The 17,171-nt window shown below is 42.0% G+C and carries 18 protein-coding genes; 16 read left to right on the top strand and 2 right to left on the bottom strand.

What is annotated here, in order from left to right; genetic code table 11:
* Window positions 1–3: 3 nt before the first annotated feature.
* Window positions 4–1,416: an IS1182 family transposase gene (locus BLP87_RS02440; protein ID WP_143002067.1), complete on the bottom strand. Its 1,413-nt coding sequence runs from the start codon at window positions 1,414–1,416 to the stop codon at window positions 4–6.
* A gap of 202 nt (window positions 1,417–1,618) precedes the next feature.
* Window positions 1,619–2,188 (bottom strand): tyrosine-type recombinase/integrase, encoded by a 570-nt coding sequence (locus BLP87_RS02435; RefSeq protein WP_074461280.1) that lies wholly within the window; start codon window positions 2,186–2,188, stop codon window positions 1,619–1,621.
* 274 nt (window positions 2,189–2,462) lie between these two features.
* On the opposite strand from BLP87_RS02435, the gene BLP87_RS02430 reads away from it, so the two are divergent.
* The 16 genes from BLP87_RS02430 to BLP87_RS02355 all read left to right on the top strand — a co-directional run bounded on the left by BLP87_RS02430 (window position 2,463) and on the right by BLP87_RS02355 (window position 17,171).
* A complete protein-coding gene (locus tag BLP87_RS02430; RefSeq protein ID WP_074461279.1) occupies window positions 2,463–3,392 on the top strand; it encodes a hypothetical protein in 930 nt (309 codons plus the stop codon).
* A 400-nt stretch (window positions 3,393–3,792) separates the two neighbouring features.
* Complete coding sequence (locus BLP87_RS02425; RefSeq protein ID WP_074461278.1) at window positions 3,793–3,966, top strand: flagellar FlbD family protein; 174 nt, start codon at window positions 3,793–3,795, stop codon at window positions 3,964–3,966.
* A gap of 50 nt (window positions 3,967–4,016) precedes the next feature.
* Window positions 4,017–4,826 carry a motility protein A gene (locus tag BLP87_RS02420; RefSeq protein ID WP_074461277.1) on the top strand — a complete coding sequence of 270 codons (810 nt, stop codon included), beginning with the start codon at window positions 4,017–4,019 and terminating at the stop codon, window positions 4,824–4,826.
* The gene (locus BLP87_RS02415) at window positions 4,826–5,659 is read left to right on the top strand and encodes an OmpA/MotB family protein (RefSeq protein WP_074461276.1); all 834 of its coding nucleotides are present in this window, start codon (window positions 4,826–4,828) and stop codon (window positions 5,657–5,659) included. The genes BLP87_RS02420 and BLP87_RS02415 overlap by 1 nt, the downstream gene beginning before the upstream one ends.
* Window positions 5,660–5,677: 18 nt before the next feature.
* On the top strand, window positions 5,678–6,220 hold the full coding sequence (locus BLP87_RS02410; protein ID WP_074461275.1) for a flagellar basal body-associated FliL family protein: 543 nt from the start codon (window positions 5,678–5,680) through the stop codon (window positions 6,218–6,220).
* Window positions 6,221–6,280: 60 nt separating this feature from the next.
* A complete protein-coding gene (gene fliM, locus BLP87_RS02405; protein WP_074461274.1) occupies window positions 6,281–7,264 on the top strand; it encodes a flagellar motor switch protein FliM in 984 nt (327 codons plus the stop codon).
* Window positions 7,265–7,268: 4 nt separating this feature from the next.
* The gene (gene fliY / locus BLP87_RS02400; protein WP_074461273.1) at window positions 7,269–8,543 is read left to right on the top strand and encodes a flagellar motor switch phosphatase FliY; all 1,275 of its coding nucleotides are present in this window, start codon (window positions 7,269–7,271) and stop codon (window positions 8,541–8,543) included.
* Between the two features lie 34 nt (window positions 8,544–8,577).
* Window positions 8,578–8,907, top strand: a complete 330-nt coding sequence (locus BLP87_RS02395) for a flagellar biosynthetic protein FliO (protein ID WP_083334422.1) — start codon at window positions 8,578–8,580, stop codon at window positions 8,905–8,907.
* 16 nt (window positions 8,908–8,923) lie between these two features.
* Complete coding sequence (fliP, locus tag BLP87_RS02390) at window positions 8,924–9,868, top strand: flagellar type III secretion system pore protein FliP (RefSeq protein WP_083334420.1); 945 nt, start codon at window positions 8,924–8,926, stop codon at window positions 9,866–9,868.
* Window positions 9,869–9,899: 31 nt separating this feature from the next.
* Complete coding sequence (fliQ, locus tag BLP87_RS02385) at window positions 9,900–10,172, top strand: flagellar biosynthesis protein FliQ (RefSeq protein WP_026654755.1); 273 nt, start codon at window positions 9,900–9,902, stop codon at window positions 10,170–10,172.
* A 9-nt stretch (window positions 10,173–10,181) separates the two neighbouring features.
* Window positions 10,182–10,967, top strand: coding sequence for a flagellar biosynthetic protein FliR (gene fliR, locus BLP87_RS02380; protein ID WP_074461272.1), 786 nt, complete (start codon window positions 10,182–10,184; stop codon window positions 10,965–10,967).
* The gene (gene flhB, locus BLP87_RS02375) at window positions 10,942–12,096 is read left to right on the top strand and encodes a flagellar biosynthesis protein FlhB (RefSeq protein ID WP_074461271.1); all 1,155 of its coding nucleotides are present in this window, start codon (window positions 10,942–10,944) and stop codon (window positions 12,094–12,096) included. The genes fliR and flhB overlap by 26 nt, the downstream gene beginning before the upstream one ends.
* 36 nt (window positions 12,097–12,132) lie before the next feature.
* Window positions 12,133–14,190 (top strand): flagellar biosynthesis protein FlhA, encoded by a 2,058-nt coding sequence (flhA, locus tag BLP87_RS02370; protein ID WP_074461270.1) that lies wholly within the window; start codon window positions 12,133–12,135, stop codon window positions 14,188–14,190.
* A complete protein-coding gene (flhF, locus tag BLP87_RS02365) occupies window positions 14,191–15,468 on the top strand; it encodes a flagellar biosynthesis protein FlhF (RefSeq protein ID WP_074461269.1) in 1,278 nt (425 codons plus the stop codon).
* A gap of 17 nt (window positions 15,469–15,485) precedes the next feature.
* Complete coding sequence (locus BLP87_RS02360; protein WP_074461268.1) at window positions 15,486–16,412, top strand: MinD/ParA family protein; 927 nt, start codon at window positions 15,486–15,488, stop codon at window positions 16,410–16,412.
* Window positions 16,413–16,448: 36 nt separating this feature from the next.
* On the top strand, window positions 16,449–17,171 hold the full coding sequence (locus tag BLP87_RS02355; protein WP_074461267.1) for a flagellar brake protein: 723 nt from the start codon (window positions 16,449–16,451) through the stop codon (window positions 17,169–17,171).

Here is a 17,171-nt window from a genome sequence, read left to right as displayed (position 1 = left end):
TTATCAGGCCATTTCTAACCACCATTCATGCTTGATTCTTGCAAGCTTTTTTAGATTCATACACGCAAAGGTAAGCGCGACCTTCATTTCCATCCGCGCCTTTCCATACATCTGTGTATATCTAAATCCATGATTCTCTTTGGCTGTCCCAAAGATTCTCTCTATTGTCTCCTTCCTGTGAGAATAGAGATCTTTCATCCCCTCGGTGTATCTTATGTCATCACATTCATCCATGTAATCTTCCCAGATATGACGGGTTACCAATTTTACATGATTCTTGCTAAGTGTACATTGTTCAAGGTAAGGACAGTTTTCGCAGACCTTTCCGCAACTCTTGTATTCTCTGTATCCATCGCGATTTGTGGTCGAATACTCCAGCACCTGATCGTTTGGACATATATAGCAGTCATTGTATTCATCATAAGCAAACTCAGATTTTCTGAAGAATCCTTTCTTCGTCATTGGCCTCTTGTAGGGAAGAAGAGGTTTGATGCCATCATCTATGAGTAGTTTTGCTATAGCTGGAGTTTTGTAACCAGCATCTGCAACGATAGTTTCTACACCGATATCCTTGATCTTGTCGTAAAGTCCTTTGAATGTGCGGCTGTCATGCTCGTTGCCAGGGTTAACTGTGTAATCAAGGATCCATCCGTTCTTGTCACAGGCTGTTTCAATTCCATACGCGAATACATTCTTATGTTCACCTTTCCTGAACCATCCACTTTCAGGATCGGTAGTGCTGCACCTTACTTTCTTGGTATCTTTAGGAACGTCGTCTGTGAAATCACTGAAATCATCATGTCCACCAGCACCTTTATCGTCATCATCATCCTTGTCTTTAAGTGGCTTTTTGCCATGCTCAGCTCGGTCTTCGTTTATTTCCTTTTTGAGCATTTCTTCGTAGAACAATGCTTCCTGCTTTGCAAGTTTATGCTGCATCTTTCTGTTGTTTGCTCTCGCCTTTACATGAGTAGCATCTACAAATACAGCAGTAGGGTCTACCAGCTTGAAGCGATAGCAGTCTTCAAGAATGCGCTGGAATATCTGCTCAAAAAGGTCTGTATCCTTAAAGCGTCTTGTATAGTTCTTTCCAAAAGTTGAAAAGTGTGGGACAGGCTCGTTAAGCTCTAAGCCCAGGAACCATCTGTATGCAACGTTGACTTCTATTTCCTTGATAGTTTGTCGCATGCTGCGAATTCCGTATAGATACTGAATGAAAGGGATTTTAATGAGTGTGACAGGATCCATGCTGGGCCTGCCCATATCTGATGAATACTTATCTTCAACAAGGTCATATATGAATGACCAGTCAATTGCTTTATCAATAAGCCTGAGCATGTGATCCTGAGGTACCAGATCATCCATGCTCACAAACTGCATTTGTTCACGCTTTCTTTCGGTATTAGAAGTCATCATAAAGGCAATCCTCATCCCCAACTTTGATACTTCTATTATACCAGAAAAAGTGCCTCAAGCCCAGATAAATACTGGACTCGAGGCACTTTTATAAAGAAAAATCCACGGCAGATGCCGTGGACTTTGTCTACAGTCTGAATTTGTAATATAAATCCATCATAAGGCAGGCGCCCATATCCGGTCGGGGATATGGGCGCTTATTTTAGACCAATTCGACGTGATTTTGCAGCGCTTCCTCCATTTCTCTGGCGTCAACGCCGAGATATCTCTTGGTGATGTCGGGAGAGGAGTGCTGGAAAAATTCCATGACAAGGACTATGTTGTAGCCGTTGGATTCATATAAGCGCATGCCGCAATACTTCCTGAAGCTGTGTGTTGATACATTTTCGTAGCCGAGGTATTCGCAGACTTTATGCAGGTATTTTTGTACTGCACGCTCACTGATTTCGAATATCAGCGCATCATTTTGAATGTGATTTTCTGCAATATATTCTTTCAGATGTTTATAGTATTCTTCAGAAACGGTCTTGTACCGTTTTTTCTTCGTTTTCATTTCTACAATATTTATTTTATGTATATTTCCTGCAGCAATAAAGCTTGATGGCTTAAGTGCAAGGACGTCTTCGATACGGATTCCGAGGTTGGCTTCGGCAATCAGAATCTCAGCGATTCTGGGATTTGCCCTGAATTGCTTGGAAGCTCCGGTTCTCATTGTTTCAATTATTTCAGCATATTGTTCTCTTGTAATCGGTACGGTTGCATATTGTCCCATTATATTATGTCTCTCCATGTTATTTTGGACCAATTTTTCAGTGAAATCAGGCAATCTGTTTTTGATGTTTAAAATTAGCTAAAGGATAGTATAAACGAATTTATCGCGTTTTTCAATGATTTTAAGTTCGCATAATAAGCATTTTGCGAACTTTATATACGTATACAATGTATACATTGTAATGTGTACATTGATGTTGTAATAAATAATGCAAAATGATAGAATAATAAGCGGGAAAAATATTATTTTTAATTTTTTGAACATAGGAGACAGGATGAGTAATAAAGAAGAGATCAAAGAAGAGCGACAGACAGATGATACAACCAAGCCTCGTACAATGAGACTTACGGATGAAACATTTGAATATATCAAAAAGCTTGCGGCTCAGCTTGGTGGAAACCAACAGCATGCGGTATCGGAACTTTTGAGAGTTTACGAAGGGCAGGCTGAAAAGGATGCTTTACCGGCGGGCGCTGAGCAGCTTGAAGAGTTTGAAAATTACCAGGCCAAGATGCATGATGTATTCATGGATCTTATAAGATCACGCAATGATGCGGTGGAGCTTGCACGCGTTGATTTTGCGAAACAACTTGATACCAAAGATGAAATAATCACAGAACTTCAAAAGAATCTTAAAGATATAAAGTCCGGAGAAGAGGGTGCGACTGAAAAGGCAGAATCCCTCCGTAAAGAATATGATGAATTAAAGGAGAAGATGCAGAGCGAGATAGATAAGCTGACATCAGATCTTAAAGAGAGTGAAGGAAAGTGTAAAGAACTCAAAGAACAACTTTCAGATATGAAGAAAGAGCTTTCCGAAGCGAAAGAAAATGAGACTGAAATAAGAAAGCTCTATGATGAAAGAGTTACTTCATCCGCGAAACTTCTGGATGAAATAGATGAGCTAAAAGCAAGAGAAAATCCTCTCAGAGAAAATATTTCAAAGGTTGCGTCGGAAAACAGGGTTTTACTTGCAGAAAATGCAAGACTAACCCAGGAGAATCAGTCCCTTCGCGATGATATCGAATCACTTAAAACATCACATACGGCAGAGATCAAACTTATCACGGCGAATACGGAACTCAAGGCCAAGAATGATGCATACAAAGAACTTCTTGCAGAGAAAGACAGGTACTCCAGGCTTGTTGAACAGATAAAATATGACAGGGCAGAAAAGGTACTTGATAATCTCGAGAACAAATAGGAAATATTTTCACTAAAAATTAAGATAAGAAAAATAAAATTAATCTCATAACACAATGCCTGCAACTTGCGAAAATTGCGGGCATTTTCTTTTGTCAAGAAAAATATTGAAAGAACAAAGAGTTTTTTCTTATTTATAGATGTATACTAAATGAAAATATGTTAAAATAAGTTGAATACCACTATATATTGTATATTTCATGTGTCAAGTATCATAATTACAAACTTTATTTCATTCATCCTGCTTCAAAGTGAAATTCTGATTCAAATTGAACTAAAAAAGTTGCAATTAAGCAAGAATTAAGCAAAAGCATATGGTAAAATTAATATGCTAAGAAATTAAGTTTCGTTTCTAGTCTATTTTTTCACTAAAAAATGTAATTTTATATCAGAAGGTGTTTATGAACAAGGGAGTTATTGAGCTTACCAAAATGGATACGCGTAAGATACTCATCAATCCGAGCATGATCGAATCGGTTGAAAGTAATCCCGATACTGTCGTGGTCTTATATACCGGAAGAAAGCTCATTGTGAAAGAGAGCATGGAAGATATTTACAGTCTTATCAATTCCTGAAATATGCGGAAGAAGATGGTGACTAAATTTTAATGTGAGAGGTAAATGCTGTGGATATTGCGTCGATTATCGGTGTAGTAATGGGAATTGTGTTTATGCTTCTTGGAATCATTACATCCGGAGGCATCGGTTCTGTCGGAAATTTCTTGGATGCGCCGTCGGCTCTTGTTACATTCGGAGGAGCTTTGATGGCTGTTTTGGCATCAAGATCTCTTCCTGAGTTCACCGGAGGACTTAAGTGCTATACACGAATATTCAAGGTCACATCCGATGATACCAAATCGGTAATTAAACAGATTATCGATCTGTCTAATACAGCCAGAAAGGAAGGCCTTCTTGCCCTTGAAGAAGCGGCCGGAAATCTTGACGATGCTTTTATGAAGAAAGGCGTTATGCTCATCGTTGACGGTACCGAGCCCGAACTTGTAAAGAGTATTCTTGAGGCTGAGATAGATGCCATGGCCGAGAGACATAAGGCCAATTATTCCGTATTTGAAGACATTGCGGCTCAGGGTCCTGCCTGGGGTATGATCGGTACTCTTTTGGGACTTGTTAACATGCTTAATGACATGAGTGATGCGTCGAAGATCGGACCTTCCATGGCGACCGCTCTTATCACGACATTGTACGGTTCAATCATGGCAAACTGGTTTTGTTTCCCTGCTTCGGGTAAGCTGAAAGCCAGAAGTAATGCCGAGTACATGTCAAAGAGTATTGTCATTGAAGGACTTTTGTCTATACAGGCGGGCGAAAATCCCCGTGTAACTGAGGAAAAGCTTAAGTCATTCCTGTCACCCGTTGACAGGGCGGCTTACGAATCTGAGACCGGAACGGGCTCAGCAGGCGGAGGCGAAGAATAATGGCAAAAAAAGCAGAAGAAGTAAAACCGGGCGCGCCCGCGTGGACCGCGACGTTTGGAGATCTGATGAACCTGCTCCTTTGTTTCTTCGTACTTCTTTTCTCCATGTCTACCATGGATGCCGCCAAGTTTGAGGAGGTTGCAGCGTCGTTTAGTTCGGCGTTCGGCTTTTTCTCGGGCGGTGAGATGGCTATCGGTGAAGGTGCTCTTATAGGTGATGGAATATCACAGCTTAGTGAGCTTTCGAGCTATGTGACTTCAATGGGACTTGCACAGACAGGTGAGAATGCCGATACCGAGGAGATGGAAGTCGGTGATATGAACCAAAAGGAACTTATGGAGGCAGCTGAGGAGGAACAGCTTGAAGCTTCGGAAAAGCTTGCGGAGAAGATTGAAGAAGCTTTGAATGAAGAAGAGATTGAAGATGAAGTGAATCTCAATTATACAAGCCAGTTTGTTCAGCTTACCATACAGGGCTCAATCCTGTTTGATTCTGCGAAAACGGATATTAAGGATGATGCGATACCTGTTATAGATAAAGTCGGACAGATCCTTGAAACCTATGCGGGCGGAACTATTGCGATTGAAGGACATACGGATAATGTTCCGATGTCATCCGGAGGAAAGTATGCCAACAACGATGAATTAAGCTCCGGAAGAGCTCTTTCGGTTTTCTATTATCTCTGTGAAAACACAAATCTCGATCCCGCACATATAGTTCATACGGGAAGAGGGGAGTACGATCCGATCGCGGATAATTCTACAGATGAGGGAAGAGCACGAAACAGACGTGTTGAGATAAAAATATATAATCCACTTAGTTCTTCATACTAATAGAGGGGGATTTTTTAAATGAAAAAGAATTTGCTATCAATCATCATACTGGCTTTAATTGTTGTAAATATCGCTATGACGGGGTTCATGCTGCTTAGTGTTATGACAACAAATTCTCAGACAGCCAAGCTTGTTTCAGATATTGCGGCTGCACTTGAACTTGAGACGAGCGGAGGTGTCGGAGGAGGGCTTTACGCTGAGCCTTCAGAACCTTCGGGAGTTAACGAGATAGCTACTTTTGGATTTGTGGGCAATCAGGACAGACTTACGATCAACCTTAAGCCGGGCAATGACGGCAAATCACATATGATGGTTGTTGAAGTCGTTTTCTCAATGAATACAGCCAATCCTGATTATGCATCATATGGCTCATCCGAACAGCTTACCGGAATGAGAGACCGTGTAAAGTCAATCGTTACGGATACACTTTCAAGTTATTCAATGGAAGAACTTCAGAATGACAGCCAGCCTGCAAAGGATGCAATTGTAGAAAAAGTAAGGGAATTGTACAATTCAAACTTTATTTACAGAGTTGATTTCAGCAGTGTGCTTTATCAGTAATGCTGCATTTATTATTAAAGGATACGCCGATAGATCCTTATCGGAGGAAGGAGATCCAACTTGAGCGAAGTACTGTCACAAAATGAAATAGATGGTCTGTTGGCAGCACTTAATAGCGGTGAACTTGATGTAGATCAGATGCAAGCCGCAGACGAGAAGAAAGTCAAAGATTATGATTTTAAACGTCCTGCGAAGTTTTCAAAGGAACATCTCAGAACTTTGGAAATGATCTATGAGCATTACGGAAGGCTTTTATCTACTACATTACCTTTATATCTTAGAAAGAATGTTACGGTGTCGGTTGCTAACTCAGAGACGGTTACATATTCGGAGTTTAGCAATGCTCTTTCAAACCCGGTTATTCTGGGAGTTATAAGTTTTCTTCCTTTACAGGGAACGATTATTTTGGAATTGCAGGCTAACATCGGATTCTCTTTTATTGACAGGATGCTTGGAGGTACAGGCGTCGGACTTGATAAACCGAGACCATTCACCGATATTGAGATGCCACTTATAGAAAAGCTTGTGACTATTTGCATGCAGCTTATGGTAGAGCCGTGGCAGAATGTTGTTTCCATCAATCCTGTCATGGAGAGGATTGAGACAAATCCGCAGTTTGCACAGGTTATTTCACCTACAGATATGATCGCCATCGTTACTCTCAATATTAAGATCGGTGAGACGGAAGGACTTATGAACGTATGTCTTCCTTATTTCACCCTTGAGAGTGTTATGGATAAACTTAATACCAAGTTCTGGTTCTCCACAATGCAGAAAAATGTGGACGAGGATTTCGGAGAGTATCTTGAGAGCATGGTAAAGCATGTTGATATTCCGGTAAAAGCGGTTCTTGGTAAGTGTAATGTTTCCGTAAATGACTTTGTTCATTTGCAACCCGGCGACATTATAAGGCTTGATAACAGAGTTAACACCGATATGCAGGTTTATGTCGGAAATATCTACAAATTCACCGGTCTGCCCGGTACCACTAAAGATAAATACGCCGTCAGGATTACGTCGGTAGTAAGAGAGGAGGAAGAGTAGGAGCATGGATGGAATGTTATCTCAAGATGAAATTAATGCTTTGCTATCCGGTATGGATTCAGCTGCCGGTGGAGAAGGTGATGCTCCGGCTGCAGAAGCACCTTCCGATAATGCGGATATACCGGTAACTTCCGGCGCGCCTGTTTCAGGAGGCAGTGCAATAGATGAGTCACTGCTTAATGATGCGGAAAAAGATGCCATCGGTGAGGTGGCCAATATAAGTATGGGATCTTCAGCGACTACGCTGTATTCCCTTGTAAATCAGAAGGTTAATATTACAACTCCTCAGGTTGAACTTGCCAACTGGGAAAATGTAATAAATAACTATGAGAGACCTTGTGTTTTCATTCAGATTCAGTATACGGAAGGTCTTGACGGAACAAATATCCTTATTCTTAAAGAGCGTGATGTTATGGTCATCACCGATCTTATGATGGGTGGCGACGGAACAAATATTGCGGGAGAGATCGGAGAATTACAGCTTTCAGCCATCTCGGAAGCGATGAATCAGATGATGGGAGCGGCTGCTACATCTCTTTCTACAATGATCAATCAGAAAGTAGATATAAGCCCTCCGCAGTCGACACTTCTTGATATGATCAATGACGATCCTTCGGATATTGCCGAGTTCCTCAGCGGAACTTTTGTAAAGATATCCTTTAAGATGCAGGTCGGAGATCTTGTGGATTCAACACTTATGCAGTTGTATCCCGTTGATTTCGCAAAAGAACTTAAGGATCTTGTTATTACTGATTCCGGAGCAAATGATGCACCGGCTCCTGCGCCTGCTCCCGAACCTGCACCGGCTCCCGAACCTGCGCCCGCGCCTGCAGCACCCGATCCAAATATGATGGCACAGCCACAAATGGGAATGCCACAGATGGGAATGCCGCAAATGCAGATGCCACAGATGGGAATGCCACAGATGCAGACTCCTCCGATGGGCATGGGAATGCCACAGATGCAGATGCCGCAGATGATGAATATGAACATTCAGCCTGCGCAGTTCCAGACATTTGCAGGCGGACCCGGAATGATGGCCGGCGGAGAAAATATCGGCATCATCAAGGACGTTCCGCTTGAAGTTACGGTTGAGCTTGGAAGAACGGCTAAGCCGATATCGGATATCCTGGAGTTTGCGCCCGGTACCATTATCGAGCTTGATAAGGTCGCCGGTGAGCCTGTTGACGTACTTGTAAACGGAAAGTTCGTTGCAAAAGGTGAAGTTGTTGTAATCGAAGAAAGTTTCGGTGTTCGTGTGACCGAGATTGTTCAATGATATTTGAAAAGAAAGCAGATGGAGTGTTTGCATAATGTCAGTCGAATCTTACTTGCAGTTTATTGCCATCTTAATAATCTTTGTTCTGGTTCTTGGGCTTACTTATTATGTGACCAAGTGGCTTGCAGGTTACCAGAAGGAAAAGAACAGCGGCAGGAATATTGAGGTTTTGGAGACGGGAAGGATCTCCACTACCAAGTATATTCAGATCGTGCGTCTTGGCGATAAGTATATGGCTATCGCAGTGGGGAAGGATGAAGTTACTGCATTATGCGAACTTGATAAGGAATCACTTGTTTTTGACAATTCCGAAAATGCAGGTACATTGAGCTTCAACGAAATTCTTGAAAAAATAAAAAAGTGAGTTTAAGAAATAAATTATGAGTAAACAGTGGGGAGAGAATAAAAAGAATATTTTTGAAAAACGTCGTTTGAAAAAAGGGGCGTTTATAGCCTTTTTGTCTGTTTTTCTGATACTCTTTTTGTCACTTGCGGTGCCGGTTAAGGTAGTGGCTACCGAAAATGTGGTTGAAGATACCAAACCTACCGATCCTACCAATTCGAGAAAATCTAATCTTACAGGTTCTGAAGCTGAACGAACAAATATTACAGATCCGGGTTCAGCAGAGTCCCCTGACGATCTTAAAAAACTTAATATTGCAAATACGGTTACCGTTACATATGACAACGGAAACGGATCACTGAGCGGATCTTTGAGAATTCTTATTACATTAACGCTCATATCCCTTGCGCCGACACTTATTGTGATGATGACTTCTTTTACAAGGATCATCGTGGCGCTTCATTTTACCAGAACCGCGATAGGAACCCAAACATCTCCGCCGAACCTGGTGATGATTGGGATTGCTTTGTTTATGACACTTTTCATTATGCAGCCCACTTTGACGACTGTTTATAATGATGCGGTCATTCCTTTTGAAGAAGGAAAGATAGACCAGAAAGAGTTTGGAAAGGTTGCAATGGCGCCGTTTAGGCAGTTCATGTACGGTCAGACTCAGACCAAGGACGTAAAACTCTTTATGGAGATAAACAAGACCGAGTGGGACGGAGAACTTGAGAGTATTCCCAATGTTGTCCTGATTCCGAGTTTTATTGTAAGCGAACTTAGAACAGCATTTATTATTGGATTTTTGATATATATTCCATTTATTGTTATCGATATGGTTGTGGCATCGGTACTTATGAGTATGGGTATGATGATGCTTCCGCCGACTACGATCTCGATGCCGTTTAAGATACTTCTTTTTGTCCTTGCGGACGGATGGAGCCTTATTATCGGCAATCTGGTCAAGTCGTTCTATTAGTTTTGTTGTGAGATAGGGGAGGAATGTTTATATGATAACAATGGCCGATATCAATACGATCGTAAATCAGGGACTTATGCTCGTTATTAAGATGTCGCTTCCGGTTCTTTTAACCTCGATGATTGTCGGACTTATTATTTCGATATTTCAGACGGTTACTTCGATCCAGGAGCAGACGCTTACCTTTGTTCCTAAGGTAATATGCGTATTTCTTATGATAATGCTGACGGGAAACTGGATGATGACCGAGCTTTCAGGCTTTATCACACTTATATGGTCTGATTTTTCGAAGTATGTGCGCTAGAGGTGAAGTATGATCGATTACAACTTCAGATACGGCGATCTGGAAGTTTTTTTGCTAATAGTTGTAAGAGTGACAAGTTTTATTTTTGTATGCCCGTTCTTTGGCGGAAGGCAAACGCCTAACCTTGTAAAAGTGGGATTTGGACTTCTTTTGTCGACTCTTGTATACGGCGCTGTTCCGTATACCGCACCTTCGTACAATACTGTCATCGGTTATACGGTGATCGTCATGAAGGAAATTACGGTTGGTTTTCTTGTAGGTTATGCGGTTCAGCTCTGCCAGCTCGTAATAAATTTTGCGGGACAGATAGTTGACATGCAGATAGGTCTTTCGATGGTAAACCTTTTTGATCCGAATACCAACGAACAGGTTACAATCACAGGTCAGCTCTATTCACAGGTGCTTATCGTATCGCTGATCATTACGGGAATGTACAGATATATTCTTGATTCGCTTATAGATACGTTTACTTTGATACCTATAAACGGTGCGGTGATTCACAGTGACAGGATGTTAAATGCGATAGTTGCCTTTTTGAGAGACTATATCGTGATCGGATTCAGGATCAGCCTGCCGATTTTCATCATCACTTTTATCACAAACGTTGTTCTCGGTGTCCTTGCCAAAGTATCACCTCAGATGAACATGTTTTCCGTGGGTATTCAGATAAAGATAATCGTGGGGCTGATGGTAATGCTTATTACGGTATCGATGCTCGGTGACGCCTCAAACTTTATTTTTAACAATATGAAGGAGCTTATGCAGGAATTTGTATACAGCATGCAGAGAGGCTGAGTATATTTACGGGCCGCCATTAATTAAATATAATCTGCAGTTCTTTGCCGAAGATGCAAACGGTGCGGAAAAGTCTGAGCAGCCCACGGCGAAAAAGCTGGAAGATGCCAGAAAAGAGGGACAGGTTGCAAAGAGCCAGGAAGTTGCAACGGCGTTTAGCCTGCTTTCCTTGTTTGTGATCCTGAGGGTTGTATATGCGCTTATGGGAAGTACTTTTACCAATATTTTCCCGAGGGTATACAATGACATTCCGAATGTCGCAAGAACGTATGACGGTCAGCTTCCGATCGCTTATATTACAAGCATTGTAAATAAGGCAATGCTGACACTTTTATTGCTGTGTGCGCCATTTTTCATAGTCGGATTTGCAGTGGCATTTATAAGTGATTACGTTCAGGTCGGATACAAACCTACCTCAAAGCCACTCCAGCCAAAGCTTTCAAAACTTAATCCCGTTTCGGGACTGAAAAAAATCTTTTCTACAAGAAAGCTTTTTGAACTGGCAAAATCAATTGTAAAGCTGCTTATTATGGGAATTGTAATTTATTCCTTTTTTTCAAAGAGAAACGATTATCTGTTTCTTTTGTATGATATGCCACTCACTCAGGCAATCGGACTTATGGGAAATCTCATAATAGACCTTGGGTTCAGAGTTGCAATCGCATATATGATCATCGCACTTGCGGATTTTATTTATCAGAAGCGCAAGTTCACCAAGGACATGATGATGACCAAGCAGGAAGTAAAGGATGAGTTCAAGAATTCCGAGGGAAGTCCCGAGGTTAAGTCTGCACAGAAACGAAGAATGATGGAAGCATCAAGGCGAAGAATGATGCAGGCTGTTCCGCAGGCGGATGTAGTCATCACGAACCCGACGCACTATGCCGTTGCGGTTAAGTATGACGCAGAAGAAGCGGAAGCACCTATTGTTGTTGCCAAGGGTGCGGATTTTGTGGCTCAGAGGATAAAAGAGCTTGCTCGTGAAAGCGGTGTTGAGATTGTAGAAAATAAGCCGCTTGCGCGAATGTTATATGCAAATGTCGAAGTCGGAGAGCTTGTTCCTCCTGAGTTATATAAGGCAGTAGCTGAAGTGCTTGCCTATGTTTATCACCTTAAAGGTAAGATTTAAAAAATGAGTAAAATTTGTTAGAAAGGAGAGTGCGGCATGGATACAAAAAAACTTAGAGACCGCGTATATGATTACGGCCTTGCTTTATATATTGTTGCGGCTATCGTAATGCTTATTATACCGCTCTCTGACTGGGTGCTGGATATTCTCCTTGCTTTTGATATGTCACTTTCATTTGTGATAATGTTTACAGCTATGTTTGCGGCGGACGTTCTTGATATGTCGTTTTTCCCTACGATACTTCTTTTTACGACCATATTCAGAATTGCGCTGAACGTTTCATCTACCCGTCTTATCCTCACAGAGGGCGGAGCGGGTAAAGTTATCGAGGTATTTGGATCCTTCGTTGGAGGAGGCGACCTGATCGTCGGAGCTATCGTTTATGTAATACTTATAATCGTACAGCTCATGGTCATAAACAAAGGTTCCGAGAGAGTTGCGGAAGTATCTGCAAGATTTACCCTTGATGCGATGCCCGGTAAGCAGATGGCTATTGATGCCGATCTTAACACCGGAGCCATCACCGATGTTGAGGCAAAAGAGAGAAGACAGAAGATTCAGGATGAAGCCAGCTTCTTCGGAGCCATGGACGGTGCTACGAAGTACGTAAAAGGAGATGCGACCGCGGGTCTTATCATTACGGCGGTCAACCTTCTCGGCGGTATTGCCATGGGTATCCTGAGAAAAGGAATGGATGTAAATACAGCCATCAATACATATTCGATACTTACGATGGGTGACGGACTTGTAAGTTCTATTCCTTCTCTTATGATATCTATGTCTACGGGTATTCTTGTTACAAAAGGTTCAAAAGAGGCAGATTTTGGCCATGTTCTTATCGGGCAGCTTTTTGGTATGCCCAAGACATTGTACCTTGTAGGAGGAGTCCTTACCGGACTTGGAATCGCATCACCTCTTCCGACACTTCTTTATGTTGCATTCGGTGCGGGATTTATCCTTCTTGGAAGAGTTGCGAGCCAGACTATAGAAGAAGTTGCTGTTGAGGGAGAAGTTGCATCACCCGAGGAACAGCAGGCGGAAGAGATAAGACAACCCGAGAATGTAACAAGCCTTTTGCAGGTTGATCCCATCGAGCTTGAATTTGGTTACGGAATCATTCCTCTTGCCGATGTCAATCAGGGCGGCGATCTTCTTGACCGAGTGGTCATGATAAGAAGGCAGGTTGCGCTTGAACTTGGAACCGTGGTTCCGATTATTCGACTTAGAGATAATATTCAGTTGAATCCTAATCAATATATCATTAAAATTAAAGGTATACAGGTAAGTGACGGAGAGATTTTATTTGACCATTACATGGCAATGAATCCGGGACATGTTGAGGAAGAAATCACAGGTATTCCTACATTTGAGCCGTCATTCCACCTTCCCGCTATATGGATCACCGAGGGACAGAGAGAAAGAGCGGAGAGCTTTGGCTATACCGTAGTGGATCCGCCGTCGATCATCGCGACACATTTGACGGAGATAATAAGAGAACACATAGCAGAGCTCCTTACAAGACAGGATGTCCAGAACCTCGTGGACAACTTGAAAGAAAACAATCATGCTCTTGTGGAAGAGCTTGTGCCTAAGCTTATGAGTCTTGGTGAGATTGAGAAAGTTCTTCAGAATCTCCTTCGCGAAGGCATTTCAATAAGAGACCTTGTGACAATATTCGAGACGCTTGCAGATTTTGCTCCGTCAACACACGATCCGGATATTCTTACGGAGTATGTAAGACAGAGCTTAAAGAGAGCAATATCCAACAAGTATTTTGTTCCGGGCGAGACGACGAGCGTTGTTACGCTTGATCCCAAGATTGAGCAGGAAATCATGAGCAGCGTTAAGCAGACTGAAACGGGTGCTTATCTTACACTTGATCCTGCAAGAACCAAGTCTATCCTCACTGCTGTGGGAGAACAGGTCAAGAAGCTTGAGGATGCGGGTAAACAGGCAATTATCATGGCATCGCCTATAGTGCGTATGTACTTTAAGAAGATGACGGAAGACTACTACAAAGACCTGGTTGTTATTTCATATAACGAAGTTGAAGCCAGTATTGAACTACAATCGGTGGGGATGGTAACTGCGTAAATGATTATTAAAAAGTATGTTGGAAAAAATGAAAGCGAAGCTACGGATGAGGCAAAAAAAGAGCTTGGCGGGAATATTGTCGTAATGAACGTGCGACCTGTCAAGAAATCAGGATTTTTGTCTTTGTTTCAGTCTCAGAAGATTGAAGTGACCGTGGCACTTGAGGAGGAACCTGAAAGGCCCGTAAGAACGACCTACACTCCGCAAAAGCCCAAAGTACATGAAAGCAGGGGCTCTTTAGACAGTTCTCAAAGAGATACCGTGGTATCAGCTGTTGCGAGTGCGTCAAAGGTTTCCCTGCCCAAGGAAGACAACAGCGCAATCGAGGAAAAACTTGATAATCTGAGTTCTCTTTTGGAGAAAAACATTCTCAAAAATGAGAAAGAGGTTGTTACACCCAAAATCGAAAAAGAAAACGCGGGTTCCTCGGAGAAAGCGGATGAAGGTGTAAAAACTTCACAAAATGATATATCAGAAGAAACACTTTCTTTCATAAAATTGTTATATAATACTCTTATAGAGAATGAAGTTGACGAGATATACGTAAACCAGCTTACCGATGAAGTTGAAAAGATAAGCAAACCTGGACTTCCTTTTGATTATGCACTTGCCAATGTATATCAAAAGATGGTTCTTAAGTTTGGTAAGTCGGATCCCATAAAAGAAGTCGGCGAAGAAAAGCCGATCGCAGAGATATTCATAGGACCTACGGGTGTCGGAAAGACAACTACAATCGCCAAACTTGCCTCGGAGCTTACTGTCTCCAAAAAGAAGAAAGTAGCTCTTTTGACTATGGATACATACAGAATTGCGGCAGCCGAGCAGCTTCGCACATATGCATCGATACTTGAGATCCCTTTCAGGGTTATCTATTCGGTCGATGAGATGAAGCAGGCAGCCGAAGATTTCAGGGAATATGATTACATCATGGTCGATACGGCGGGACATTCGCTTAAAAATGAAGAACTTATAAGAGATGTTGAGAACTACATAAGGGCTTTGGAGGAGCTTATGGAGTGCGAAAACTATCTCGTTTTGTCCGCAACCACGAAGTATCGCGATCTTATCGAGATTTCCGACGCATACTCGGAGATGGTTGCTTATAAGCTTATTTTTACAAAAATGGATGAGACAGGTGCAAAAGGTAACCTTTACAATATCAGGATGCATACGGGTTCGCCCATTGCGTACATCACAAACGGGCAGAACGTACCGGATGACATCGCTGTATTCGATGCACAGAAAATTGTAAAGAACCTTCTTGGCGGAAAAAGTTGATTTGGGGATAGTTATATATGGATCAGGCGCAACAGCTTAGAAATATAATTAAAAATTCAAATAAGCCGCAGCGTCCGCTTGCCAGAATTATTACTGTAACAAGTGGAAAAGGCGGTGTAGGTAAGTCAAATGTTTCCATAAATCTGGCTGTTCAGTTCAGAAAGATGGGCAAAAGAGTCATCATTTTGGATGCGGATTTCGGACTTGCCAATATAGAGATAATGTTTGGAACTGTTCCAAAACACAATTTATGCGATCTTATCTATCAGGGTAAGAATATTAAGGACATAATTACCTGGGGCCCCGAAGGTGTCGGATTTATCTCCGGCGGATCGGGAATTTCGGGTATGTATAACTTAAGCAGAGATTATCTTGTATATATTATTGTTAATCTTGCCGAACTTGATGCAATTGCTGATATAATAATAATAGATACGGGAGCGGGTATATCGAGCGCGGTAATGGAGTTCCTTGTGGCAAGCGGTGAGATCATACTTGTTACGACTCCGGAGCCTACATCGATAACCGATTCGTATTCGCTTCTTAAGGCACTGAATCAGTCTCCTCGTTTTTCGAGGGAGAATACTAAGGTAAAAGTTGTTTCAAACAGAGTTTCGTCAAACGATGAAGGCCAGCAGCTTTTTAACAAGTTAAATGCAGTTGTGGCCAGATATCTGAAACTTCCTTTATCTTACATGGGAGCAATCCCGCAGGATCAGTATCTTGCAAGAAGCGTAATGCAACAATCACCGGTTTCGCTGCAATATCCGAATGCCAAGTCGGTCAAGGCTTTTGAGAGTATTGCGAATCAGCTTATGAATCCGGGTAGTCAGGAAGAAGTAAAACAGAGAGGAATGGCGGCTTTCTTTTCCCATATTATTACGGGAAGAAAGCTCAGCAGCAGGGAGACAGCACAGGGACAAAGCATAACTTCAGAAAACTAAGTCGTTAAATATGGTGGATTGGAGACAAGGTAATATATGCTCACAGATTATATTTCACCCGGGATAAGAGTGGAACTTAAGGCAGCCGGTAAAGTCTGGATGGATGAGGATACGCGAACGAGACACATCTATATGAGCAAAGTCATGGATGTTACTTCGGATGACAGGATTGAAGTTCTCATGCCATTTGAAAAAGGAAAACTGGTTTTACTGCCTGTTGACGGAGAATATAGCTTGTGTTTCTACAGTACCAAGGGATTGTTTCAATGTTATTCCAGGATTGTAGACAGATACAGAAGCGACAATATGTATATACTTGTACTCGATCTTTCCAGTGAGTTACAACGACTACAGAGAAGAGAGTATTACAGATTCAGCTGTGCTCTTGAATTAAAATCCCGAACCTGCACAAAAGGAGAGCTGGAAGCCTTTGAAAAGAACAGAAAATATCTCGTCGACAAGACAAAACCGCTCCAGAGGAGCGTAATAGTTGACATAAGCGGAGGCGGGCTGCGATTTGTGGCCAACTTCCAGTACGAGGAGGGCAGTATCATTTACTGCTCGTATCGTTTACCGAGGGGGGCAAATGATAAAGAATTTGAAATGATCTGCAGCATATTAAAGGTACAAGAGTTAGAAAGTAGACCGGGTTTATTTGAACATCGTATCCAATACGTGTATATTGACGAACCTTCCAGAGAAGATATTATCCACTTCATCTTTGAGGAAGAACGAAAAATAAGAAAGAAGCAAACATAA

This window comes from Butyrivibrio hungatei, assembly GCF_900101605.1.
Lineage (GTDB): Bacteria > Bacillota > Clostridia > Lachnospirales > Lachnospiraceae > Butyrivibrio > Butyrivibrio hungatei_B.
This window is presented reverse-complemented; position numbering and strand designations above follow the sequence as displayed.